Source organism: Roseobacter sp. SK209-2-6, from assembly GCF_000169455.1.
Taxonomy (GTDB): Bacteria; Pseudomonadota; Alphaproteobacteria; order Rhodobacterales; family Rhodobacteraceae; genus Pseudophaeobacter.
Genome location: NZ_AAYC01000004.1, coordinates 57,681 through 81,415, shown reverse-complemented (window position 1 = coordinate 81,415; position 23,735 = coordinate 57,681). Strand labels below are relative to the sequence as shown.

The 23,735-nt window shown below is 56.3% G+C and carries 25 protein-coding genes; 16 read left to right on the top strand and 9 right to left on the bottom strand.

Annotation, left to right across the window (positions count from 1 at the left end):
- Positions 1 to 21: 21 nt before the first annotated feature.
- Complete coding sequence (locus RSK20926_RS07795; RefSeq protein WP_037254336.1) at positions 22 to 807, top strand: ion transporter; 786 nt, start codon at positions 22 to 24, stop codon at positions 805 to 807.
- Positions 808 to 872: 65 nt separating this feature from the next.
- Positions 873 to 1,397 carry a L,D-transpeptidase family protein gene (locus RSK20926_RS07790; protein WP_008205632.1) on the top strand — a complete coding sequence of 175 codons (525 nt, stop codon included), beginning with the start codon at positions 873 to 875 and terminating at the stop codon, positions 1,395 to 1,397.
- A gap of 89 nt (positions 1,398 to 1,486) precedes the next feature.
- On the opposite strand, the gene RSK20926_RS07785 is transcribed toward RSK20926_RS07790, so the two are convergent.
- Positions 1,487 to 1,978 (bottom strand): CAP domain-containing protein, encoded by a 492-nt coding sequence (locus RSK20926_RS07785; RefSeq protein WP_037254418.1) that lies wholly within the window; start codon positions 1,976 to 1,978, stop codon positions 1,487 to 1,489.
- A gap of 163 nt (positions 1,979 to 2,141) precedes the next feature.
- Here RSK20926_RS07785 and RSK20926_RS07780 point away from each other — a divergent pair, with 163 nt between their 5' ends.
- Positions 2,142 to 2,762, top strand: coding sequence for a L,D-transpeptidase (locus RSK20926_RS07780; protein ID WP_008205629.1), 621 nt, complete (start codon positions 2,142 to 2,144; stop codon positions 2,760 to 2,762).
- A gap of 138 nt (positions 2,763 to 2,900) precedes the next feature.
- A complete protein-coding gene (locus tag RSK20926_RS07775) occupies positions 2,901 to 3,080 on the top strand; it encodes a hypothetical protein (protein ID WP_008205628.1) in 180 nt (59 codons plus the stop codon).
- Between the two features lie 85 nt (positions 3,081 to 3,165).
- Here the strand turns inward: RSK20926_RS07775 and RSK20926_RS07770 are convergent, their stop codons facing one another.
- From RSK20926_RS07770 to RSK20926_RS07760, 3 genes are all read right to left on the bottom strand, one after another.
- Positions 3,166 to 6,171: an aminotransferase class III-fold pyridoxal phosphate-dependent enzyme gene (locus RSK20926_RS07770; protein WP_008205627.1), complete on the bottom strand. Its 3,006-nt coding sequence runs from the start codon at positions 6,169 to 6,171 to the stop codon at positions 3,166 to 3,168.
- Positions 6,172 to 6,244: 73 nt separating this feature from the next.
- Complete coding sequence (gene hemH / locus RSK20926_RS07765; RefSeq protein ID WP_008205626.1) at positions 6,245 to 7,306, bottom strand: ferrochelatase; 1,062 nt, start codon at positions 7,304 to 7,306, stop codon at positions 6,245 to 6,247.
- Between the two features lie 120 nt (positions 7,307 to 7,426).
- Positions 7,427 to 8,260 carry a methyltransferase domain-containing protein gene (locus tag RSK20926_RS07760; protein ID WP_008205625.1) on the bottom strand — a complete coding sequence of 278 codons (834 nt, stop codon included), beginning with the start codon at positions 8,258 to 8,260 and terminating at the stop codon, positions 7,427 to 7,429.
- Between the two features lie 13 nt (positions 8,261 to 8,273).
- Between RSK20926_RS07760 and RSK20926_RS07755 the strand changes: the two genes are divergently transcribed.
- From RSK20926_RS07755 to RSK20926_RS07740, 4 genes are all read left to right on the top strand, one after another.
- A complete protein-coding gene (locus tag RSK20926_RS07755) occupies positions 8,274 to 9,002 on the top strand; it encodes a ComF family protein (RefSeq protein ID WP_008205624.1) in 729 nt (242 codons plus the stop codon).
- Positions 9,003 to 9,095: 93 nt separating this feature from the next.
- Positions 9,096 to 9,353: a glutaredoxin 3 gene (grxC, locus tag RSK20926_RS07750; protein ID WP_037254333.1), complete on the top strand. Its 258-nt coding sequence runs from the start codon at positions 9,096 to 9,098 to the stop codon at positions 9,351 to 9,353.
- 25 nt (positions 9,354 to 9,378) lie between these two features.
- Positions 9,379 to 10,209, top strand: coding sequence for a carbon-nitrogen hydrolase family protein (locus RSK20926_RS07745; protein ID WP_008205622.1), 831 nt, complete (start codon positions 9,379 to 9,381; stop codon positions 10,207 to 10,209).
- A gap of 47 nt (positions 10,210 to 10,256) precedes the next feature.
- Positions 10,257 to 10,649: a MarR family winged helix-turn-helix transcriptional regulator gene (locus tag RSK20926_RS07740; protein WP_050773055.1), complete on the top strand. Its 393-nt coding sequence runs from the start codon at positions 10,257 to 10,259 to the stop codon at positions 10,647 to 10,649.
- A gap of 329 nt (positions 10,650 to 10,978) precedes the next feature.
- Here RSK20926_RS07740 and ubiG read toward each other — a convergent pair whose 3' ends face one another.
- Positions 10,979 to 11,725, bottom strand: a complete 747-nt coding sequence (gene ubiG, locus RSK20926_RS07735) for a bifunctional 2-polyprenyl-6-hydroxyphenol methylase/3-demethylubiquinol 3-O-methyltransferase UbiG (RefSeq protein ID WP_037254330.1) — start codon at positions 11,723 to 11,725, stop codon at positions 10,979 to 10,981.
- A 50-nt stretch (positions 11,726 to 11,775) separates the two neighbouring features.
- Between ubiG and pip the strand changes: the two genes are divergently transcribed.
- Positions 11,776 to 12,756 carry a prolyl aminopeptidase gene (gene pip, locus RSK20926_RS07730; RefSeq protein WP_008205616.1) on the top strand — a complete coding sequence of 327 codons (981 nt, stop codon included), beginning with the start codon at positions 11,776 to 11,778 and terminating at the stop codon, positions 12,754 to 12,756.
- A complete protein-coding gene (locus tag RSK20926_RS07725) occupies positions 12,753 to 13,592 on the top strand; it encodes an ABC transporter substrate-binding protein (RefSeq protein WP_008205614.1) in 840 nt (279 codons plus the stop codon). The genes pip and RSK20926_RS07725 overlap by 4 nt, the downstream gene beginning before the upstream one ends.
- A gap of 21 nt (positions 13,593 to 13,613) precedes the next feature.
- On the opposite strand, the gene RSK20926_RS07720 is transcribed toward RSK20926_RS07725, so the two are convergent.
- Positions 13,614 to 14,549: a c-type cytochrome gene (locus tag RSK20926_RS07720; protein WP_008205612.1), complete on the bottom strand. Its 936-nt coding sequence runs from the start codon at positions 14,547 to 14,549 to the stop codon at positions 13,614 to 13,616.
- A gap of 77 nt (positions 14,550 to 14,626) precedes the next feature.
- Between RSK20926_RS07720 and RSK20926_RS07715 the strand changes: the two genes are divergently transcribed.
- The 6 genes from RSK20926_RS07715 (at position 14,627) to infB (ending at position 21,423) form a co-directional block, all read left to right on the top strand.
- Positions 14,627 to 15,154, top strand: coding sequence for an RNA polymerase sigma factor (locus RSK20926_RS07715; RefSeq protein WP_083805752.1), 528 nt, complete (start codon positions 14,627 to 14,629; stop codon positions 15,152 to 15,154).
- On the top strand, positions 15,151 to 15,900 hold the full coding sequence (locus RSK20926_RS07710) for an anti-sigma factor family protein (RefSeq protein ID WP_008205608.1): 750 nt from the start codon (positions 15,151 to 15,153) through the stop codon (positions 15,898 to 15,900). Before RSK20926_RS07715 ends, RSK20926_RS07710 begins: the two co-directional genes overlap by 4 nt.
- 161 nt (positions 15,901 to 16,061) lie before the next feature.
- On the top strand, positions 16,062 to 16,655 hold the full coding sequence (rimP, locus tag RSK20926_RS07705) for a ribosome maturation factor RimP (RefSeq protein ID WP_008205607.1): 594 nt from the start codon (positions 16,062 to 16,064) through the stop codon (positions 16,653 to 16,655).
- Entirely contained in the window at positions 16,655 to 18,274 is a 1,620-nt protein-coding gene (gene nusA / locus RSK20926_RS07700) for a transcription termination factor NusA (RefSeq protein ID WP_008205605.1), read from the top strand. The genes rimP and nusA overlap by 1 nt, the downstream gene beginning before the upstream one ends.
- A 27-nt stretch (positions 18,275 to 18,301) precedes the next feature.
- Positions 18,302 to 18,922, top strand: coding sequence for an RNA-binding protein (locus tag RSK20926_RS07695; protein WP_008205604.1), 621 nt, complete (start codon positions 18,302 to 18,304; stop codon positions 18,920 to 18,922).
- An 8-nt stretch (positions 18,923 to 18,930) separates the two neighbouring features.
- Positions 18,931 to 21,423 carry a translation initiation factor IF-2 gene (infB, locus tag RSK20926_RS07690; protein WP_008205603.1) on the top strand — a complete coding sequence of 831 codons (2,493 nt, stop codon included), beginning with the start codon at positions 18,931 to 18,933 and terminating at the stop codon, positions 21,421 to 21,423.
- 371 nt (positions 21,424 to 21,794) lie between these two features.
- Here infB and RSK20926_RS23340 read toward each other — a convergent pair whose 3' ends face one another.
- The 3 genes from RSK20926_RS23340 to argJ all read right to left on the bottom strand — a co-directional run bounded on the left by RSK20926_RS23340 (position 21,795) and on the right by argJ (position 23,733).
- A complete protein-coding gene (locus RSK20926_RS23340) occupies positions 21,795 to 21,929 on the bottom strand; it encodes a hypothetical protein (protein WP_008205602.1) in 135 nt (44 codons plus the stop codon).
- A gap of 182 nt (positions 21,930 to 22,111) precedes the next feature.
- Positions 22,112 to 22,510 (bottom strand): 8-oxo-dGTP diphosphatase MutT, encoded by a 399-nt coding sequence (gene mutT / locus RSK20926_RS07680; RefSeq protein WP_008205601.1) that lies wholly within the window; start codon positions 22,508 to 22,510, stop codon positions 22,112 to 22,114.
- Positions 22,507 to 23,733 (bottom strand): bifunctional glutamate N-acetyltransferase/amino-acid acetyltransferase ArgJ, encoded by a 1,227-nt coding sequence (gene argJ, locus RSK20926_RS07675; protein WP_008205600.1) that lies wholly within the window; start codon positions 23,731 to 23,733, stop codon positions 22,507 to 22,509. Before argJ ends, mutT begins: the two co-directional genes overlap by 4 nt.
- Positions 23,734 to 23,735: the final 2 nt, after the last annotated feature.

The following is a 23,735-nucleotide window of genomic DNA, read 5'->3' as shown; positions in this document are numbered from 1 at the left end:
ACTCGCAAGGAGAAAAGGTCCGTGGCAACGCGTCTCGAACAAATTCTGCAAGACAACCGTTTTACCCGTTTCATCATGATTGTGATCATGGTGAATGCGGTGACCCTGGGTCTGGAAACATCTGAGCAGGTGATGGCACGGGTTGGTGGCTTGATCCATCTGATAGATGAGCTTTGCCTGGGCATCTTCATTGTCGAAATTCTGATGAAGCTCATCGCTCGGCGTCTGCGGTTTTTCCTGAATGGATGGAGTGTTTTTGATTTTGTGATTGTCGGCATCGCCCTTGTGCCCGGTGCTCAGGGCTTCTCTGTGCTGCGGGCTCTGCGGATCCTGCGGGTTTTGCGGGTTGTCTCGGTAGCGCCGCGCCTGCGCCGTGTGGTCGAAGGCTTTGTGACCGCACTACCAGGGATGGGGTCCGTCTTTTTGCTGATGGCGATCATTTTCTATATCGGCGCTGTTATGGCGACCAAATTGTTTGGCGCCAGTTTCCCGGAATGGTTCGGTACCCTGGGACGATCGGGGTACTCGCTGTTTCAGATCATGACGCTGGAAAGCTGGTCCATGGGTATTGTCCGCCCGGTGATGGAGGTATTCCCCTATGCTTGGGCTTTCTTTGTGCCCTTCATCATGGTCACAACCTTTGCAGTGGTGAACCTATTGGTGGGTTTGATCGTGAACTCGATGCAGGATGCGCATTCCGAAGAAGAGGGACAGCGCACCGATGCCTATCGTGATGAGGTTCTCTCTCGCCTAAAGGCCATCGAAGCGCGTTTGGACAGAGAAGAACAGCAACACAGCAAGTTGTGATTTTGAATTCCATTTGATTCGGGCTATTTCGCCCAAAAAGAGCAGATTTGAACAGGAAATGGGACATGGACAGACGGGTATTTGGTTTAAGTGTCGCAGCTAGCCTGACACTCGCAGGCTGTGGCAGCACGAATTACGCGAGCAGGTTCAAAACCTACAATGGGCCAGAGGTGACCTCTGTTGTGGTCAACAAAGGTGCTCGTAAGATCTATCTTCTCAACGGGGAGAGCATCCTGCGTGAGTACAAGATGGACCTTGGTTTTGCGCCGCTTGGCCATAAACAAATCGAAGGCGACGGCAAAACGCCTGAAGGTCTCTATCGAATTGACCGGCGCAACCCGAACAGCTCCTACCATCTCTCTATTGGTATTTCTTATCCAAATGCCTCTGATGTTGCCTATGCACGTTCGATAGGTAAGCGGCCAGGGGGTGAGATTTTCATTCATGGTGAGCCAAACGAGCGCAAAGCCCGTAAACGAGCGTCCCGCGTGAGTGATTGGACTGCCGGTTGCATCGCCGTCAAAAACAGCGAGATCGAGGAGATTTATGCGATGGTAAGAGACGGGACACCTATCGCACTTCGCGCCTGAGGCAAGAGCCCTGAAATTCTGGCAGGGCAAAAAAAAAGGGGCCGCTTGGCCCCTTTTCGATTCCTATATTATAGAATCAATGGCTTAGGCTAATTCGCCATGATCATTGTCCACCAGATCTTGCCGTTCGGCTCTTGATGCCAAGAAAATCCCATATTGTTTGCTTTTGGATCCAGGATAACGGCCCGGGTGCTGGGCTCCTCCATCCAAGCGGTTAGCGTCTGAAGCTCATTCTCATAGGTTTCAGAGATATTCTCGCCCTGAACTGTGCCGACATATCCTGTCCGCGCAACCCGGTCCAAAGGCGAAGAACCGTCAGAGCCAAAGTGCCATGGGCGGTTTTGCACTGACATATCGCGGGAGTGGGTCGCCGCCGCCGCATTCAGCTGCGCGTTGAGCTGCACTTGAACAGCACCTGAAGCCTGGCGTAGTGCGTTCACAGAATCAAGCATCCGCAGTTGCACCTTGCCTTCGTTGCGAATTCGATAAGCGGAGCCGTTTTGGGACGAATCCGAAGTCGTGGTGCAGGCTGCAGTGAAGGTCAGAGCCATTGCTGTCAGGATCAGAAAAACGCGCTTCATCATGTCTCTCGCTTTGTCGCTTGTACTTGCACTTACCTGTCCTGTGGCATTGGTGCAAATGGCCCTGCAGGAATCTGCCACCACAAAAGCTTGTTGATTTGCGACTGCGGCTTTCTGGCCATAATATGGTGATTGACCCAATTGTTTTCCGCAGGAATTGTTCATGACGCGCGATCTCTTTAGACAACTGAACCGCCGCAGCTTCCTGGCCGGAACGGCAGCGCTGCTTTCAGCGCCAGCTTTGGCGCAGAATCTTCAACCAGAAACCGAAGAACCGGCCTTTGATCCGCTGCGACCGCCACCCGAGCCAGAACCACCGGTCAAACGTAATATCTCTGCCTTCCGTTCAAAACGCTGGGAGCCTTACTTCGACAATCTGCGCCGTGGCGCGATTCTGGTGGATATTGATAGCCGGGCACTGCACTACTGGTCGGAAGATGGGAAAGATTACAGGCTTTTCCCCTCTTCTGTGCCCCTTTCGGACGATTTGACCCGTCGTGGAAGAACAAAAATCATTCGCAAAGTCGAAGGACCGGGCTGGGCCCCGACGCCGAATATGCGAAAACGAAACCCGGAATGGCCGGCGTACATTCCGCCAGGTCCTGATAACCCTTTGGGAACACACGCTTTATACCTCAGCTGGAAGTTCTATCGCATCCATGGGACCCATGATACGCGCAAGATTGGTCGCAAATCGTCCAATGGCTGTATTGGCCTTTATAATGAGCATATTGCGCAGCTTTTTGGCTTTGCAAAAGTGGGCACTCAGGTGTTGCTAATTTGACGACAAAGCCTTTGAGCGAAACGTGTTCTGGGCAACAAGCAATTGCAATCCCGCAACAATACTGGTTAGAAAAAACCACGAGGTAAGTCTTGGGTGCGCAGGTCAAAATTGGACCCTGCGCGTATTCTGGAGGTTAACATGAAGAAACTTGTACTCGCTGCTGCACTGACCGCCGCCGCTTCCACTGCAACTGCTGGCAACCTGGCAGAGCCAATCGTTGAGCCTGTTGTTATCGAAGAAGCAACCAGCTCTTCCAGCGGCATCCTGCTGCCATTGCTGCTGCTGGTTCTGGTTGGCGCGGCTGTTGCAAGCAGCTAATAGCTGACACAGCTTAAAGAAAGGCGGTGGGTTTCCACCGCCTTTTTTTGTTGCAATCTCCTTTGGGGAATAGAGATGCAGGCTATTAAGCCTCCACCTCCTGTAAAACGGATTTCAGAGAAACGAGGATCATGTCCACGCCCTCGGCGTCGATTGTCAAAGGAGGACGAATTTTCAGGATATTGTCCTTTGGCCCTTCGCTGCCGATCAGGATCCGGTGATCGCGCATCCGATTCTTAACGTAAGAGCAAATCTCCGTGGCCTCTGAACCGTCCGGATTGATCAGCTCCAACCCCAGAAACAGCCCCATGCCGCGGGTATCGCCGACGCAGGTGAACTCCTGTTCCAGCTGTTTCAGCCCAGCCATAAGGTGCGCGCCCATCACGCGGGCATTTTCCTGCAGGCCTTCGTCATCGACAATATCCAGCACTTCCTTGCCGATACGACAAGACAGTGTAGAGCCGCCGAAAGTCGAGAAAAACTCGATCCCGTTGTCAAAGCTCTCGGCGATTTCCCTGGTTGTGACCAAGACGCCCAGCGGGTGTCCATTGCCGATGGGTTTGCCGAGGACAACGATATCGGGGCTGGCGCCCTGGTGTTCAAAGCCAAAGTAATAGTCGCCCAGGCGACCCAATCCAGTCTGAACCTCATCCGCGATGCAGACGCCCCCGGCGGCACGGATTTTCTCGTAGACCGCCGACAAATAGCCCTTTGGTGGGATGATCTGGCCACCGACCGAGGGGAAGGTCTCGGCAATAAATCCGGCGAGATCCTGGCCGCGCAGCTGCAAGGCTGCGATCGCCGGATCGACCAGATCTGCAAATTTCTGCGCCCGCTCCGGGTCCTCTCGCTTGAAGCTGCCTCGATAATCATCGGCAACCTCAAGCAATTCCACCCAGTCGGCTTTGCCCACGCCGCCCGGTTTGTTGAACTTATAGGCGGAGATGCCGATCGCGCCGGTGGTATTGCCGTGATAGCCGTGGTCCGGCGTGACCATGCCCTTGGCGCCGGTATGGGCGCGGGCCAGGCGCAGCGCCAGCTCATTGGCCTCGGTGCCGGAATTCACAAAGAAACAGACCTGCAGGTGATCCGGCATTTTCGACAGGATTTTGTCGGCAAAAGCGGTCTGGGCCGGGTGCAGGTAGCGTGTGTTGGAATTCATCCGTTTCAACTGATCCGCTGCCACTGCCTGGATGCGCGGATGGGCGTGGCCCACATGCGGCACATTGTTATAGGCATCTAAGTATGGGCGGCCCCATTCGTCAAAGAGGTGATGCTTCCAGCCCCGCAGCAGCATCACCGGATCTGAATAGGTCAGGCTGAGGTTGCCGCCGAAATGATCCTGGCGCCCCTGCCGGACTTCTTCCTTGCTGGCGGGGGAGTAGCGGCATTTCTCATCCGGCAGGTTCAGCAGCGCTGCCGGGTTCGGACAGATGGCGCGCCACATATACATCTCCTCCGGGTCGCCGACGCCGGGCCAATCGGCCTCGATGCCCTCGGTGGTGAGAGCCAGCTGGAAATGCACATGCGGCGCCCAGCCGCCGTTTTGCGAGGCATCGCCGAGGCGGCAGAATTCTTCTCCCTTGGCAATTTTGTCCCCAGGTTTCAGCCGATCCATGAACTCTGGGTTGAGGTGGCCATAAAGCGTGTAGAACGGATCCCCTTCCGGGGTCTCATGGCGCAGGATGATCACCCCGCCGTAATCGAGATGCCCGGTGCGGTTCTCGGCCGCAAAGACCTCGCCAGCAAGCGGTGCGAACATCGGCGTTTTGGCCGGGGCGAAGGCATCAATTGCCAGATGCACTGTGCGCCGGTTGCTGGCCTTATACGGCCCTTTTCGGAAGGCGGGCTCTGCATAGATCAGTCGCGGCTCGTGGTAGTAGCCAAGCCAGATCCGGCCCTCGTCCTCGAATTCTTCACCAACGCGGGCGGCTTCCTCCAGCGGCATGTGAAAGGGGTTCTGCGGCCAGGTGGAGTTCTCCACCGACAGTGATCCCATCGGGGCACTGCTCAGATCCTCCCCCATCAGCGGGGCAAAATTCCCGCGTTCCTCATTCAGCCAGGTCATGACCCTGTCTGCGCCCTCCACCACGGATATGCCGCAGGCGGCGCGCAGCCGGGCGGCGAGCAGACCGGGGTGCAGATCATGGCCTTCCAGGAACCGCCAGGCCGGGGCCTGGGAAATGGTCACATAGGGGTCATCCGGATTTTCGACTGCCATCAGTGTGGAGTTCACGACGCTGACCGCCAACCGCATCCGCAGCAAGGGGTAGATCAGATCCACTTCCTGCGGGGTCAGTGGATAGGCCGCGTGATAGCCCGTCACCAAGGCAGCCAGCGCCGCCTCCGGGTCGGGGTGGTCGAGCACGATATATGCCGCAGCAATCGCCAGATCGCAGATGCGGGGGGCAGCACACATGTCGCCGAGATCAATGAGGCCAGAGACACGGCGCGGGGTGGTTAGAGTACCCTCCACCATGATGTTGTAGTCATTGGCGTCATTGTGAATGGCTTGTTTTGGCAGAGACTGCAAGGCAGGCTCTAGCTTGGTGAATTCAGTCTCAATTTCTTTGATTAGAGCCTGTTTTTGCAGATTTTTGATAGAGTCGAATTCAGCGCCTATCCAGCCGGCGCGCATCAGATCCCATTTGAAATCGCGCTCTAGTCCGGGGTGTTGAAAACCCGTAAGGGCCTTGGCGGTGCCGCCCAGAACAGAGCCTATCTCGCGGATCAGTTCCGGTGTTTTTGGCTCTGATTTGGCGTAACAGAGACCAGGCAGCCGCTCGAGCAGCCAGACCAGGCGCTGGACACCACTCTCATCCGCAAGGGTCAGCATCGCGGTACCGTCCAGCGCTGGGATCACGCGCGGGCAGGGCAGATCCGGCTGGCTCTCAGCGATGTGCTGAAAGGCACGGACCTGCATGTCGACCAGCCATTCCTCACAGCCCGGACGCATCGCCTTCAGCACATAGCCGCTGCCGTCATCGACCTCGGCCATGAAGTTCAGATCATATTCCCCGTCTAGCGGGCGCAGCGTGGCCTTGATGCCCCAGTGGTGTTCCAGGGCATCGCTCCAGTGCTTCAGGCTCATTCCAAATTTCTCCCCCGTGTCTGCAATGTGCAGAGATCCAATATTGGATCCTATTTGGACCGGGGGAGGCGGCTTAGTCCAGCCAGCCTTTGAGATTGTTTTCGATCACCCCGGCAAGTGCGGCAATGTGATCATCATCATCATTGAGGCAGGGGATATAGAGGAAATTCTCGCCGCCGGCTTCTTCAAAGCTCTCTTTGATTTCCTCGTTGATCTCTTCCAGCGTCTCGATGCAATCGGCAGAGAAAGCCGGCGCGATTACCGCGATGCTCTTCTTGCCCTCCTGGGCCAGGGTCGCGACGTGATCAACGGTATAGGGTTTCAGCCATTCTTCGGGTCCAAAGACCGACTGGAAGGTGGTGGTGATCTCGGTCTCCTCCCAGCCCAGGCGTTCGCGCAACAGGCGTGTCGTCTTCTGGCACTGGCAATGATAGGGATCGCCCTGCATCAGATACCGCTTGGGCATGCCGTGGTAAGAGACCACCAGAATATCCGGGCGCTTAGCGGCCTGGCCATAGGCCTCCTCGACTGAACGCGCCAGGGCCTCGATATAGGCCGGGTCGTCGAAATAGGGTTCGATGGTGCGGGCGGCCGGCTGCCAGGTCTCTTCCATCAGGGCGCGGAAGAACTGATCATTGGCGGTGGCAGAGGTGGCGCCGGCATAGTGCGGGTAAAGCGGCACAAAGAGGATCCGCTCGCAACCCGCCGCGACCATGGCGCGGACCTTGGATTTGGTCGAGGGATTGCCGTAGCGCATGCAGAAATCGACCATGACCTGGTCGCCGTAACGCTGGGCCATGACCCCGGCCATCTTGGCTGTCTGGTCGCGTGTGATGGTCATCAACGGGCTTTCGCCCTTGTCATGGTTCCAGATCGATTTATAGGCCGCACCGGATGCAAAGGGCCGTTTTGTCAGAATGATCAGCTGCAAAAGCGGCTGCCATTTCCAGGCCGGATAATCGATCACCCGCTTGTCCGAGAGAAATTCGCTCAGGTAGCGCCGCATCGGCCAATAGCTATAGTCATCCGGCGTGCCGAGGTTGGCCAGGAGGACGCCAGTTTTTCCACGCCGCACCTTAGGATGATCGTTGGGGGCGTTTTCGGGGAGCGCGTCTGTGGCAGAAGAATCCAGCATCAAAGGGTCCTAGTAAAAAACGGTCTCATGTCTGGCGGCAACATAGGCATGCTTGCAGCAAAAGACCAATTGGTTCCGGTTTTGTAGTCGATAGTCAGGCGTTATGGCAGGGGAGTGCGCTCAGCTTTCAGGAATGTTGGTTTCTGGCACTTTCAGTGCATCCGCCAGGCGCATCTGGGCTGATCCCGGTCGCAGAGGTTTTTGCTGGCTTTCGGAAGGAGACCAACCGGTTAGGCAGATCAGCTCAAAGGTTGCGGGCAGCTTGCCGGAGGGCAGGGCGAAATGCGCCTGGTAGATCTCTTGCGCAGCGGCGAAAAGTGCGCGCGGGCTGGCGGTCTTCAGGCGCTGGGCCAGGGCATTGCTTTCGCCCATGGCGCGCAGCTCATGCATCAGGTGCAGGATGTCCCGGTATTCCGCGGTCAGCGGCACCACATCGGCCACCGGCAGGGCAAAGCCAGCGCGTTGAAGCAGTCCACCTAGATCCCGGACCTCGCCCATGGGGGCTATGCGTGGGGAAATCCCGCCGGAGACCCGGGTTTCGGCTTCGGCCAAGGAGCTGCGCAATTCATGCAGGGTGCGGCCGCCAAGGGCGATCACCAGCATGAGGCCGTCCTCGCTCAGCGCGCGCCGACATTGGATCAACTGTCCAACCGGATCGTTGGCCCAATGCAGGGCCATGGCATGCACCACCAGATCATGGGCGCCTGGCTCCAGATCCAAAACCTCCGCATCGGCGGTGATTTTAGGGTCTTGGAAAGAATTTTGCCAAATTTCGGCAAAAGGGGTCACAATCGCCGGTTTTGTAAAGCTCCTGTTAACCAAGCTTAAGCGATCCTCAACCTCGTCCCGCGCCAGCTCGTGAAGGAATAGGGCTTCCGGCTGGCGACGGGCACGATGGAGTGTCAGGGCCCGGCGATCAAAAAGGTCTGGCTGTGATTTGGGTGCTTGTGTCATGAGGGCTATTTAGATGTTGCGCGCGCAGTTTCAAACCGCTGTTTCGCTGATCTATCCGCCGCGTTGCCTTGGCTGCGACGAATTGGTTGAGCAGGATTTTGGCCTTTGCGGGACCTGCTGGGGACAAACGCATTTTATTAGTGGCACGGTTTGCGAGGGTTGCGGCATCCCTTTGCCAGGCGAAGGGGACGGTTATCATCTGGAATGTGATGAATGCATGTCTACCCCTCGCCCCTGGAGCCAAGGTCGCGCGGCGATGCTCTATAAGGACAAAGCGCGTAGTCTGGTGATGGCGCTCAAACATGGGGATCGCACAGATCTGGCGGCACCTGCTGCCCATTGGATTGAGCGGGCGGCAGGCCCTCTCTTGCGGGATAATCCGCTGATCTGTCCGGTGCCTCTGCATTGGTCACGGTTGCTCAAGCGGCGGTATAACCAATCAGCTTTGCTAGCCCAGAACCTGGCAAAACAGGGAGGGCTGGACTATTGGCCTGACCTTTTGAAGCGCGTGAAGCCAACCCCCTCGCTGGAGGGTAAATCCAGAGCACAGCGCTTTGCTGCTCTGAGCCGGGCTATCGTGGCGCATCCACGGCACCAGGCTCTGATGCAGGGCCGTGTGGTGGTGCTGGTTGATGATGTGATGACCTCTGGTGCGACTTTGACAGCCTGTGCCGATGTTTGCCTTGCGGCAGGGGCTGCCGAAGTGCGGGTTGCTGTGCTGGCGCGGGTCACACGCGCGTGAACTGAGCCCGGAGTTTCCGCGAAGCACTGGCAAAGATTGCAAAGCAGCCCCATATGGCGCAAAACCCATGCAACCTGACCAATGGAGACCTGTATGAAACCGGTCGAGATCTATACCTCTCCTCTCTGTGGCTATTGCCATGCCGCCAAGCGCCTGTTGAAACAAAAGGGTGTTACCTTTTCAGAGGTGAACGTGCTGGCCGACCCCGGTCGCAAAGGTGAGATGATAAAGCGCGCGAATGGTGGCCGTACGGTGCCACAGATCTTTATCGGCGATACCCATGTTGGTGGCTGCGATGATCTTTATGCGCTTGAACAGGCAGGAAAGCTGGATTCGCTTCTGGCAGCCTGATCCTCAGAACCTAGGAACCCATACAATGCGTGCCGCCCTTTTGCAGATCACTTCCAGCGATTCACCTGCTGAAAACCTGGAGACGCTTCGCGTGATGATTGCCGAAGCTGCAAAGGGAGGCGCGGGGTTTGTCCTGACGCCGGAGGTCAGTAACTGCGTTTCCCTGAGTAGGAGCCATCAGAATGACGTGCTCTGCCATGAGGAAGACGACTCAAGTTTGAAGGTTTTGCGCGAAGTCGCAGGTGAGCACGGGATATGGCTGTCCCTCGGCTCTTTTGGTGTAAAGACCCATGATGCAGATGGCCGATTTGCCAACCGGCAGTTCCTGATTTCGCCCGAGGGTGAAATTGCAGCACGTTATGACAAGATCCACATGTTTGATGTGGAGGTCACACCAGAAGAGACCTTTCGCGAATCCGATGGTTACCGCCCTGGTAACCGGGCGGTGGTGGCTGAAACCCCCTTTGGCATCCTAGGTCTGACAATTTGCTATGATCTGCGCTTTCCCAAACTGCATCGGGCTTTGGCCCAGGTTGGGGCGCAGATCCTTGTCGCCCCCGCGGCTTTTTCGCCTGTCACGGGTGCGGCCCATTGGCACGCCTTGTTGCAGGCACGCGCAATCGAAACCGGTTGTTATGTCTTGGCGGCAGCACAAACCGGCACCCATAAGACCAGCCGGGGAGCGGTCAGAAAGACCTACGGACACAGCCTGGTGGTGGCGCCCTGGGGTGAAATTCTGGCGGATGCCGGCACGGAACCTGGAATTACTTTCGTTGATCTCGACATGGAAAAAGTGGCACAAGCACGCAAGCGTGTGCCCTCCTTGACCCATGACAGAGAGTTCGAAGGACCTTGAAGGAAGAAACTCATTCCCTGGCTGTTTCGCTGTTCAGTGAAATATTGATGGCAGACCAATTGGCGCGGTCCCGACTGGGAAAAGCCCTGCCAAAGGGGATGGAATTGTCGCATTTTTCGGTGCTCAACCACCTGACCCGAACCGGCGTTGAACGCAGCCCTGCGCAGCTGGCCAAGGCCTTTCATGTAACCCGTGGGGCGATGACAAATACCCTGAGCAAGCTTGAGGTTGCGGGCTATATTCACATCCGCCCGGATTGGGATGATGCGCGACGCAAGATGGTGGCCATCAGCCCTGCGGGAAAACAGGCGCGCGATGCGGCACTGGCGGGTATCGTTCCAATCATCTCTGAGGTGGTCAGCGAGTTGGGGAGCGATCGCGTCAAAGCGACCTTACCAATTCTGCGTGAGCTGCGCCTTAAACTCGAAGCGAGCGGATAGAGACTGTCCACAGAGCAATTTTCTTGGTTTTTTGGTTGGCAGCAGACCAAACCAAAGGGGGAGCGTAAACCTGTTACGCTCCCCTTCTCCCCACTTTGTTCCATCTGGCAGATGTGAGTGGTGACAGAACCAAAGCTTATGCTCTGGCTGCGGAAGCCAAATGGGGATATCCATGTCGGGTGTTTCTAACCCAAATGTTCTGTTTTTCCCTGATTCAAACCTACATTGAATTTGTCATTAAACCTAGGGTGGTAAAAGAACACCCTCCTATCCATATGGATAGGAGGGTTGCATTTTATTGAATTAATTTAGTGGGTTAACCTTGAAACTCATGACTTTTTGATGCTGGAAGTGACATAGTTGACAGAGAGATCCCGATCAGAAATCGACCAGTTCCAGCTGATGGGATTAAAGACAAACCCCTTGCGATCCACCGGTGTCAGCCCGGCTTTGCTTAAAAGCTCTACCAGCTCATCCGGGGTGATGAATTTATGCCATTCATGGGTGCCGCGCGGTAGCCAGCGCATGATAACTTCTGCGCCAAAAATTGCCATGGCGTAGCTCTTGGGATTGCGGTTGATGGTGGAACAGATCTCCAGGCCACCGGGTTTCAGCAAATCATAGGTAGCTGTCAGATAGCTGAGTGGATCAGCGACGTGCTCTACAACTTCCATGTTCAGGACCACATCGAACTGTTCACCAGCTGCGGCCATATCTTCGGCAGTGGTGTGGCGGTAGTCGATCTTCAATCCGCTCTGCTCAGCATGGAGCTGCGCAACAGGCAGGTTGCCCGCCGCCGCATCCGCGCCAGTGACATCAGCCCCAAGCCGCGCCATAGGCTCACACAAGAGACCACCGCCACAGCCGATATCCAGAAGCCGCAGCCCTTTGAAGGGTTCCGGTTGGGTCAGGTCGCGATGAAACTCCGCTGCGATTTGGCGGGTGATATAGTCCAAACGGCAGGGGTTCAGCATATGCAGTGGTTTGAACTTACCCTTTGGATCCCACCATTCGGCCGCCATGGCTTCGAATTTTGCGATCTCCGACGGGTCAACGGTAGATTGAGGCGCTTGCATTCCTGTCTCCGTATGGTCTTCTGTGGTGTAAGGCTTCATTTAGGTCAGTAATGGACAAATACTCAGATCAAAAGCGCGCAGTGCACTATCTCTATCCACCGGTTGATACTTTTGACCAGCGGATGCTCGAGGTTGGCCAGGGCCATAAGATATATGTAGAACAATCGGGGAATCCACGTGGGATCCCTGTGGTGGTTTGCCACGGTGGCCCCGGCGGCGGCAGCAGCCCGGCGATGCGTCGCTATTTTGATCCCAAGGTTTATCGGGTGATTCTCTTTGATCAGCGTGGCTGCGGGCGTTCGGTGCCACATGCCTCCTGCAAGGAAAATACCACCTGGCATCTGGTTGCGGATATGGAAAAGATCCGTCAGCAGCTTGAGATCGAAAGCTGGCTGGTTTTTGGTGGCAGCTGGGGCGCCACGCTTTCGCTGATTTATGCGCAAACCCACCCAGAGAGGGTGAAGCATTTGATCCTGCGTGGGGTCTTCCTCATGACCAAATCAGAGCTGGATTGGTTCTATGGCGGTGGCGCTGGGCGGTTCTGGCCCGAAACCTGGGCGAAATTCACCTCACTCATCCCGGATCGAGAACGTGGGGATCTGATTTCTGCCTATAACAAGCGTTTGTTCTCAGGCGATAAGGCTGAGGAGGTCCGACATGGTAAGGCCTGGTCGGCCTGGGAGAACGCCCTCGCTTCAATCCACTCCAATGGCACTTCTGTTGAAAGCCCCGGTGACTATGCTCGCGCCTTTGCACGGTTGGAGAATCATTACTTTATCAATGGCGGTTTTCTGGATTTTGATGGGCAGATCCTAGCCAATATGGGTCGGATCTCTCATATCCCCGGCGTGATTGTTCAGGGACGCTATGACATGATTTGCCCGCCCAGCTCTGCCTGGAAGTTGAACGAGCTGTGGCCAAATGCGGAATTGATCATGGTGCGCAATGCAGGGCATGCTCTGTCAGAGCCTGGAATCAGTGCCGAACTGGTGCAGGCGATGGATCGCATTGCTGAGGATATGCTGCCTTGACCCGAATTGACCGCCGTGCCCTTTTTACCTCTGGTGCTGCAGCCGCGCTTTTGGCTGCAACGGGGACATCGCTTGCTGCAAAGCCCAAGTCGGGTGGTGCATTGCGCCTGGCCTTGCCGCGAGACGGTGGTTTCTTTGGCCTTGTCGTGCGTCGCGCGGTTCTGGACGGGCTGACGGAAATCGGGCCAGATGGCTTGCTGCGCGGAGAGCTGGCCTTGGCTTGGCAGAGTCGCAATGGTGGCAAGATCTGGGATTTTGAACTCCGTGAGGGGGTTACATTCCATGATGGGCAGCCGTTTGATGCGGAGGTTGCAGCTGCTCGCATGCAGGGGCTAAGCCTAGCGCAAGGAGGCCCGTTGCAGGTGGAGGCTCTGGATCCACAAAAGCTGCAAATCACCCTAACTCAGGCCAATCCGCATTTACCCTATCTCTTGGCCGGAAGTGAATTCCTGATAAATGGCGCAAAGGATCAGGGGCAGGATTATCTTTGTGGCACGGGGTGTTACCGACAGGAGCGCTCCCAACGTGACCGTCATTTCAAGGCCAGCAAAGTCGTGAACCACTATAAAGAGGGACAGGCGGGCTGGGCCGACACTTTGGAAATTATCGTGATCCCTGATGCCGCGGTCCGTGCAGATGCGCTGATCGAAGGGTTTGTCGATGTAGCCGCGCTCCCACACTCTGAGGTGCTGCGCAATAGCAATGCCTTCCAGTTCCATCCTTCAAAAGAAGAAATGGCGCTGGTGGCCAGAAAAGAGGTTGGCATTCCGTCAACCGTCGGGCGGCAATCTCCTATGGATGATGGTCGAATCGTGGAACGCTGGTGGATGACCTAGGGGCCATCCAGTGCTGATATTTCAGCCTTGTTCTTGCAGATAAGCGATGAGGTTTTCAGCCTCTTCTAGTTTCTTCAAACCTTTGAATGCCATGCGGTTTCCCGGCACGATGCCTTTGGGATCCAGCATAAAGGCCTGCAGTTGCTCAACGCTCCAGGTGAGATCTGCCTGCTGAAAGGCCTTTGAATACTTGAAACCAGGGACCTGGGCCGAAGCTGTGCCTAAGATGCCGTGAAGGCTGGGACCGGCACCATTTTTACCTTCCTTTAGGCTGTGGCAGGCTTTGCATTTGCGAAAGACTTTCTTGCCCAGCGTTGCATCCCCGGCGACCGCAAGCTCAGTGGGTTGGGCTTGGCTTGCTTGGGCGGCATCTTCTGTTGCTGTAAAGATAAAACGGGCAGTGACAGGCGCTGTGCGGGTGATGCCGGAAAGTTTGGCGAGGCTTTGCAAGGTATCCACGCCCGCGGTCAAACCTGCATCCTCAATTCCAAGAAAAACGATGTTGTCGGTGGTTATAAGAGCTTTGGTTTCCGACAAGCGGGCGACAAAAATCTCTGCTTCAATCGGGATGTCCCGCCCCAAAAGGTTCAGCTTGCCGTCGATCTCTGTCACTGTGGTGCCGCCGGCGGGCAGGGCTTCCAGCGCGGCAAGGTCTATCTGAGCAGTTAGTTTTGCCGCCGTGGCACCTTTGAAGACATGCTCAATCATGCGTTCGTTGCGTATGTCGATAAAGGTCTCGATCGAGGGTAGGGAAATATCGATCTCAACCACGCCACTACTGCTCACCTGGCCGGAAAGCTGCTGAAAATGGTGAACTTCTCCGACGCTGTCTTTCTTGATCGAGCCAAAAGCCAGTTTAGAGCTGTCATTGTCCAACTGCCAATCGGCGGCAAGGGCGGTTTGACCAGCCAACAACAAAGCTGCCAATGTGGCGCCACGAAACAGTGAGTTGAGCATTCTGTATCCTTCCGGGTATCAAGGTGCAAAGCCGGGCAATGTGCCGCGGTTGAGAGGAAAACACGGCAGGAGCGCGGATTATTCGCTGGTTTGGCAAAAAAACGGCAGAGGCGGAGATCCGGGAGGGGATAAGCCCGCTCTATCCGCGGCTTTGGCGGTTTTGCCTGATGCAGACTGGCAGGCGTGACCGTGCCGATGATCTTGCGCAGATGGCTTGTCTGCGCGCGCTGGAAAAACATCACTCCTATCAACCAGGCACCCATTTGGATCGTTGGTTGTTTCGTATCGCACACCGGCTTTGGTTGAATGAGCTGCGCGCAACCGCTGTGCGCACTGGCGGTGGGCTGGTGGCGCTGGAAGAGACAGAAATCCCAGATCAGCGCGCGGATACAGAAACGAATATTTTTGCTCGTCAGGTGTTTTCTAGAATAGGGGAGCTTCCCGAGAGCCAGCGGGTCACGGTTTTGCTCGTCTATGTGGAGGGCTTTTCTTACAAGGAAGCCGCCGAAATTTTGAATGTTCCAATTGGCACGGTGATGAGCAGACTTGCGGCGGCTCGCAAGCGGATCTCTGGCGTCATGCGGGAAACGGAGACTGGCACATGAGCGAAGCACAAGCGGCGTTCAATGATGAAGAACTGACGGCTTTCCTGGATGGGGAAGCTGATGCAGCACTTGCGTCGCAGATCGAAGCCGCGCTTCGGACCGATCCTCTATTGCAGCAACGCTTTCAGGCTTTGGACATACCCCTGGCGGCTCTGCAGGAAGGTTTTTCCACGCAGTCACTGCAGGCGCCCGCGCTTCCGACAGGGTTGCTTCCTGAGCCACAAAAGACTCAAGCGCCAATGCAAATGGTGGCCGGGTTTGCCTTGGCCTTTGGTCTTGGTGCGCTTTCAGTCTTTATGTTGCAGCCAGGCGCGGAGCCGGTCAAAGCACCTGGTTGGAAAGCTGTCGTGGCCTCCTATCAATCTCTATACACGGCAGAAACCGTTGCCGGAGCGGCGCAGCCGCTTGAGGTTACTACAAAGGTTTTGGCGGAGTTTGGTAGCACACATAGTGTTGATCTTGTGCCCGCGCAGAGCGTGGAGGGATTGGAGTTCAAGCGGGCCCAACTCTTAGGCTTTAAGGGAAAGCCGCTGTTGCAAATGGCATATATTGGCCCGGATGGCGCGCCCATTGCCTTCTGTGTCACCCGCTCAAATGGTGACAATAGTGCGATGCAAAGCGAGTCTCTTGCAGGCATGGCAGCCGCCTCTTGGGTTGAGAATGGTGTGGGCTATCTGGTGATTGGTGGTCAGGATCAGGGCTTTGTTGATGCTGTGGCGGCGGATATTCGCGGTAGGCTGGGCTAGCGATAACCAACCGAGCGGTGAAGACCCCTTGCGGATTTCTCGGAACTGGCCTATATGCCCTTGCAACAGCGGCGTGTTGAGCTCTGGTTCAAGACACCACCGGGAAGTTTCAACGGGCCGCGCGCCCGTTTTTTTGTGCCCGCATGATACTGGGAACCTGAATGACCAACGACCTGATAGCCAAAGCTGCGATTGACCGCCGTCTGGCCGAGATCTTGATCCCTGTGATCGAAGATCTGGGCTTTGAACTGGTGCGGATCCGGCTGATGTCCGGCAAGACCACCACGCTGCAGATTATGGCGGATAAGCCAGAGGGCGGCATCGAAGTGGATGACTGCGCCGAAATCTCCAACGCCGTCAGCGCGACGCTGGACGTCGAAGATCCGATTCTGGATGCCTATTCGCTGGAGGTTTCCAGCCCCGGCATCGACCGGCCCCTGACCCGCATGAAGGACTTCGACATGTTCGAAGGCTATGAGGCGAAGCTGGAGACCGAGGAACTGGTTGGCGGTCGCCGTCGCTTTAAGGGCGAATTGGCCGGCACTGAAGAGGACGAGGTCCTGATCAATATCGAGGATCAGGGTGAGACCGTGACCATTGGTCTGAAATTCGACTGGCTGACAGATGCCAAGCTGGTCCTGACCGATGAACTGATCAAAGAAATGCTGCGCCAGCGCAAAGCGGCGGGTACATTGAACGAAGACGCATTCGACGAAATCGAGACCGATGAAGGGTCCGAAGAGGAGACGAAGTAATGGCCATCACCTCTGCAAACCAGCTGGAGCTGCTGCAAACCGCCGAAGCTGTGGCGCGTGAAAAGATGATCGACCCCGGTCTGGTGGTTGATGCGATGGAAGAAAGCCTCGCTCGGGCGGCCAAGAGTCGCTACGGCAGCGAGATGGACATCCGTGTCACCATCGACCGCAAGACCGGCAAGGCGACCTTTACTCGCGTGCGCACCGTTGTTGCGGATGATGAGCTGGAAAACTACCAGGCAGAAATGACCGTCGAACAGGCGCGTCAGTATATGGAAAACCCAGAAGTTGGCGATGTCTTCTCTGAAGAGGTGCCGCCGGTTGAAATGGGCCGGATCGCAGCACAATCCGCCAAGCAGGTGATTCTGCAAAAGGTACGCGAAGCAGAGCGCGACCGTCAGTACGAAGAGTTCAAAGATCGCAACGGCACCATCATCAATGGTGTGGTCAAGCGTGAAGAATACGGCAATGTCATCGTTGATGTTGGTGCGGGCGAAGGCATCCTGCGTCGCAACGAGAAAATTGGCCGCGAGAGCTATCGCCCCAATGACCGGATCCGTTGCTACATCAAAGATGTACGCCGTGAACCCCGTGGCCCTCAGATTTTCCTGAGCCGTACAGCGCCAGAATTCATGGCTGAGCTGTTCAAGATGGAAGTGCCCGAAATCTATGATGGCATCATCGAGATCAAGGCCGTGGCCCGTGACCCCGGTTCGCGCGCAAAGATCGCCGTTATTTCCCATGATGGCTCGATCGATCCGGTTGGCGCTTGTGTGGGTATGCGTGGCTCCCGCGTGCAGGCCGTTGTGAACGAACTGCAGGGCGAAAAGATCGACATCATCCCATGGAACGAAGATCAGCCAACCTTCCTGGTGAACGCACTGCAGCCTGCTGAAGTTTCGAAGGTTGTTCTGGACGAAGAAGCGGGCAAGATCGAGGTTGTGGTTCCTGAAGAGCAGCTGAGCCTCGCCATTGGTCGTCGTGGCCAGAACGTGCGTCTGGCCTCGCAGCTGACTGCGCTCGACATCGACATCATGACCGAGGAAGAAGAATCCGCTCGCCGTCAGAAAGAATTCGAAGCGCGTACCGGTCTCTTCATGGAAACTCTGGATCTGGATGAGTTCTTTGCCCAGCTTCTGGTTTCCGAAGGTTTCACCAACCTGGAAGAAGTCGCCTACGTCGAAATCGAAGAGCTTCTGGTTATCGATGGGGTTGATGAGGGTACCGCCGAAGAACTGCAGGCCCGTGCGCGCGACTATCTTGAGGCACAGGCCAAGGCAGCAATCGATGCGGCCCGTGCGCTGGGCGCCGAAGACAGCCTGATCCAATTTGACGGTCTGACGCCGCAAATGGTTGAAGCATTGGCGAAGGACGATGTGAAAACGCTGGAAGATTTTGCAACCTGCGCGGATTGGGAATTGGCCGGTGGCTGGACTAATGACGGCGGTGAGCGGATCAAGGATGACGGCATTCTGGAACCCTTTGGCATGTCGCTCGAAGAGGCTCAGGATCTGGTCATGACTGCGCGCATCATGTTGGGCTGGGTTGATCCTGAAGAGCTGATCGGTGACAGCGAAGAAGCCGAAGGCGAAGACGCTCAGGAAGAAGGGGAAGCCTGAAACTAGGCTTCCAGTAGGAGAAACAGCATGGGACGCGGAGGCGCCACCAAAAATCGCGAAGACGGACCAGAGCGCAAGTGCATTGCGACTGGTGAAACTCAGCCCAAATCGGGACTGGTCCGTTTTGTGATGGGTCCTGAAGGTCAGGTTGTGCCAGATGTGCTGGGCAAGCTGCCGGGACGGGGTGTTTATGTCGCCGCGACGCGCGCAGCTTTGGAGCTGGCGGTAAAGAAAAAGCTCTTTGCCCGTGGTTTCAAGGCACAGGTCAAGGTGTCAGAGGATTTGGTCGCAGAGGTCGAGCGCCAAGTCCTGCGCCGAGTCGTTGACCTGCTGAGCCTTGCCAGAAAGTCCGGCGATGCGATTGGTGGCTATGAGAAAGTCAAAGACTGGCTGCTGAAAGAAGAAGCCCAGGTCCTGATTCAGGCCCTGGATGGCTCTGGGCGCGGAAAGTCGAAATTGAGTACCCCGCACCGGGGAAAATACATTGATTGCCTCACAGCGGATGAGCTGGGGATGGCTTTTGGACGTCAAACTGTGATACATGCGGCGCTCGCCTCTGGCGGACTCAGCAAACGTGTTGTAGATGAGGCGCAACGGTTGCAGGGTTTGCGAGAAATGGTGGGCGGCAAGGGCCGCACGGAAGGATAAAGAGCTTTATGAGCGATAGTGACGGCAAAAAGACCTTGGGTCTGCGCGGCGGTTCCCGGCCAGGGAACGTGAAACAGAGTTTCAGCCATGGGCGGACCAAGAATGTCGTGGTGGAAACCAAGCGTAAGCGCGTTGTGGTTCCCAAGCCGGGCGGCAACAAAGGTGGCGGCACCCCTGCCACTGATGGTTCACGTCGGCCCGCTGGCATCACTGATGCGGAAATGGCACGCCGCCTAAAGGCCCTTCAGGCTGCGAAAGCCCGCGAAGCGGAAGAAGCCGCTAAGCGTGAGGCAGAAGAGAAGGCGCGTGAAGAAGAGCGCGCGCGCCGTCGTGCTGAAGCTGAGGCGAAAGAACGTGAACAGCGTGAAGCTGAAGAACGTGCGCGCCAGAAGGCTGAAGACGAAGAACGCAAAAAGCGCGAAGCTGAAGAAGCGGCCAAGCGTGCGGCTGCTGAGGCAGAAAAGAAGAAGGCTGAGCCTGCAACTTCGTCTGCTCCCCGCAACAGCGCCTCGCGTCCTGCTCCACAGCAAACCCCGCGCAAGAGTGACCGTGAACGCGAAGAGCGTGGTCGCGGCAAAGGCCGTGGTGACAATAGCGGTGGACGTCGCTCTGGTAAGCTGACTCTGGGTCAGGCCACCGGTGGTGACGGCAACCGTCAGCGTTCGATGGCGTCGATGAAGCGCAAGCAAGAGCGCGCCCGCCAAAAGGCGATGGGTGGCTCGGTTGAGCGTGAGAAGGTAATCCGCGAAGTGCAGCTGCCAGAGGCCATTTTGGTTTCTGAGCTGGCAAACCGTATGGCAGAACGTGTTGCAGAGGTTGTGAAATCTCTGATGCAGATGGGTATGATGGTTACACAGAACCAAACCATCGATGCCGATACTGCTGAGCTGATCATCGAAGAGTTCGGTCACAAGGTTGTCCGTGTTTCCGACTCTGACGTTGAGGATGTGATCAAGGAAGCTGAAGACAAGGAAGAGGATCTGACTGGTCGCCCACCGGTGATCACCATCATGGGCCACGTTGACCATGGTAAGACCTCGATCTTGGATGCGATCCGCAACGCCCGTGTAGTTGCAGGTGAAGCTGGCGGCATTACCCAGCATATCGGCGCCTATCAGGTGAAAACCGAAAGCGGCACAGTGCTGAGCTTCCTCGATACGCCGGGCCACGCGGCCTTTACCTCGATGCGCTCACGCGGTGCGCAGGTGACGGACATCGTTGTTTTGGTTGTTGCTGCAGATGACGCGGTCATGCCGCAGACCATCGAAGCCATCAACCACGCCAAGGCGGCTGAGGTTCCGATGATTGTTGCGATCAACAAATGCGACAAGCCAGCGGCAGACCCGATGAAGGTGCGTACCGACCTTCTGCAGCACGAAGTGATCGTGGAAGCCATGTCCGGTGAAGTCCAGGACGTTGAAGTCTCTGCGCATACCGGCCAGGGCCTGAATGAACTGCTGGAAGCCATTGCCTTGCAATCGGAAATTCTGGAGCTGAAGGCCAACCCGAATCGCGCAGCACAGGGTGCCGTGATCGAAGCGCAGCTGGATGTGGGCCGCGGCCCCGTTGCCACCGTTCTGGTTCAGAACGGGACCCTGCGCCAGGGCGACATCTTTGTTGTCGGTGAGCAATACGGTAAGGTCCGTGCGCTGATCAACGACAAGGGCGAGCGGGTACAGGAAGCCGGTCCTTCGGTGCCGGTCGAGGTCCTGGGCCTGAATGGCACACCGGAAGCGGGCGACGTTCTGAACGTCACCGAGACCGAAGCGCAGGCGCGTGAGATCGCGGAATATCGCGAGCAGGCCGCCAAGGATAAGCGCGCCGCCGCCGGTGCTGCGACCACTCTGGAACAGCTGATGGCCAAGGCAAAAGAAGACGAAAACGTCTCTGAGCTGCCGATCCTGGTCAAAGCCGACGTGCAGGGTTCCGCCGAAGCCATCGTTCAGGCGATGGAAAAGATCGGCAACGATGAGGTCCGCGTGCGGGTGCTGCACTCCGGTGTCGGCGCCATCACCGAAACCGATATCGGCCTTGCCGAAGCCTCCGGCGCGCCGGTCATGGGCTTCAACGTCCGGGCCAATACCTCGGCACGCAACACCGCCAACCAGAAGGGTGTGGAGATCCGCTACTACTCGGTGATCTATGACCTGGTGGATGACGTGAAAGCGGCTGCCTCGGGTCTGTTGAGCGCCGAGATCAAAGAGAACTTCATCGGTTACGCCGAGATCAAGGATGTCTTCAAGGTCTCCAACGTCGGCAAGGTTGCCGGCTGTCTGGTTACCGAAGGTGTTGCACGCCGCTCTGCTGGTGTGCGCCTCCTGCGCGACAACGTGGTGATCCACGAAGGCACGCTGAAGACACTGAAGCGCTTCAAGGACGAAGTTGCCGAAGTGCAGTCCGGTCAGGAATGCGGCATGGCCTTTGAGAACTACGATGATATCCGCGCAGGTGACGTCATCGAGATCTTTGAGCGTCAAGAAGTTGAACGTAAACTCGACTAATCCCATTGGTCAGATGCGAAAGTGAGAAAACCCCGGCCTTTAAGGCCGGGGTTTTTCTGTCAGGAGAGCTGACATTGGGAAGGAGGGTCGTGCAACAGATCAAGAGGCGCCAAACGCTCCGAAACACCATTCAACGAGGGCGTTTGAGGGGGGCTGAAAAAGCGATGAGCCACAATTTGAGTGGGGCGCTGCTTTCTCCGTTGCCCAGATAAGGTCTCTGATTTCTGGCTGCGATGTAAGCCCGTCGAAAGGTGTTTTGCCGGTGCAAAAGAGTGTGGAAGCAACCCAAAGTGTAGGGGCACTACACGACTAAAAACCGGGGCGGTTCATCAAGCCGACCCCGGTTTTGATATTTGTAACGTGAGAGGTGTTTAGCCGAAGGCGCTGATGGGCTGTCCTTTGAAGATCTTTTTGCCAATCCGCACTGCGATCCGCCCATTGGGGAGAGCCTGTACAAAAGTGCCTTGGACCGTGATGTACTTGCTGACTATGATAGTGCGAAGCATGATCAGATCCTTTCGATTGAAACCAGGGTGAGGTCGCTGCTGATAGTTAACCCAGATTTAACCAAAATGGTTAACAAAACCTTTCCAAGACGTCAGACCGATTCGTTTTTGTTGCCTGTGTGTTGCCTGATGGGGGTCTGAAGGCATCGATTCCATGCCTTCAGGACCTGTTTTGAGTGTTTCTACAACCAGTCGCGAAGTATTGGAATCAAAGGGATATCTGCTGGTGGCATAGGGTAATCGCGCAAATCCTGTGCCTTTACCCACTTTAGCACCTGGTTTTCACGGGCATGTGGAATGCCTTCCCATTTGCGACAGGCAAACAGAGGCATCAAAAGGTGAAAATCGTCGTAGGAATGGCTGGCAAAGGTTAACGGAGCGAGGCAGGAGGCCCAAGTATTGATGCCCAGTTCCTCTTCCAATTCACGAACAAGCGCTGCTTCAGGTGTTTCACCGGATTCAATCTTACCTCCAGGGAATTCCCAGAGACCAGCCATGGATTTTCCCTCTGGTCGCTGCGCCAAAAGAACTCGTCCTTCGACGTCAATCAGCGCGACGGCAGAAACCAGAACGGTTTTCATGATCTGTAGTCCGCATTGATGGAGATATACTGATGCGTCAGATCGCAAGTCCAAACAGTGCAGCTCCCATCGCCCAGACCAAGGTCGACGCGGATCAGGATCTCTTCTTGCTTCATCTGCGCTGCCCCGTCTTCTTCCTTGTAGTCTGGGGAGACCCATCCGTTTTCGGCGACCAATACGTCACCAAAGGAAATTGACAGAAGATCGCGGTCTGCTGCTGCCCCGGATTTTCCGATCGCCATAACAACCCGCCCCCAATTGGGATCTTCCCCCGCAAGCGCGGTTTTTACCAAGGGTGAGTTGGCGATGGCCAGCCCGTGAACCTTTGCATCCGCGTTACTTTGGGCTCCGGTAACCTGGATCTCTACAAACTTGCTGGCACCTTCCCCGTCTCTGACGACCTGATGTGCAAGGTCCAGCATCACGCCCTCCAGGGCGAGGGCGAATTCCAGGTTGCTATCGGCTTCAACTCCGGAGCTGCCGGTGGCGCAGAGCATAAGACTGTCGGAGGTGGATGTATCACTGTCAACGGTAATGCAGTTGAAGGTTTTGTCGCAGATTTGGCCAAGCATGGCCTGCAATGTCTTCTGTTCTACTTTTGCGTCGGTGAAGATATAGACAAGCATGGTGGCCATATCTGGTGCGATCATGCCAGAGCCTTTGGCGATTCCTGCAATGGAAACGGTCTTTCCGTCAATTGTGACCTGTGCAGAGGCGCCTTTGGCAAAGGTATCGGTTGTCATGATCGCCTGTGCCGCAGCTTCAAGCGCATCTGGACTCAGCTCGGCGTTTAGCTGATCGATCTGTGCTGTGATCCTGTCATGAGGAAGCGGCTCACCGATGACACCGGTCGAGGCGGTAAAAACCCTATTTTCTGGCAACCCGGTGATCGTTGCGACTTTTGCAGTGATTTCTGCAACTGATGACTGCCCAAAATGCCCGGTAAAGGCGTTGGAGTTTCCGGAATTAACCAGAATAGCTGTGCCACTGACGGGATCCCCACCCAGTTTTGCCTGGCAGTCGCGCACTGGCGCGGAACGGGTTTTGGAGCGGGTGAAAACCCCGGCAACGGTTGTGCCTGGGTCCATGACCGCGAGCATCACATCCGTACGACCCTGATATTTAACCCCGGCAGCACCGGCAGAGAGTCGCAGGCCCTTGATCTCTGGGAGATCGGGGAAGGAGGCAGGGGCAAGCGGGGAGCGAGGAAGAGCGCCAGACATCT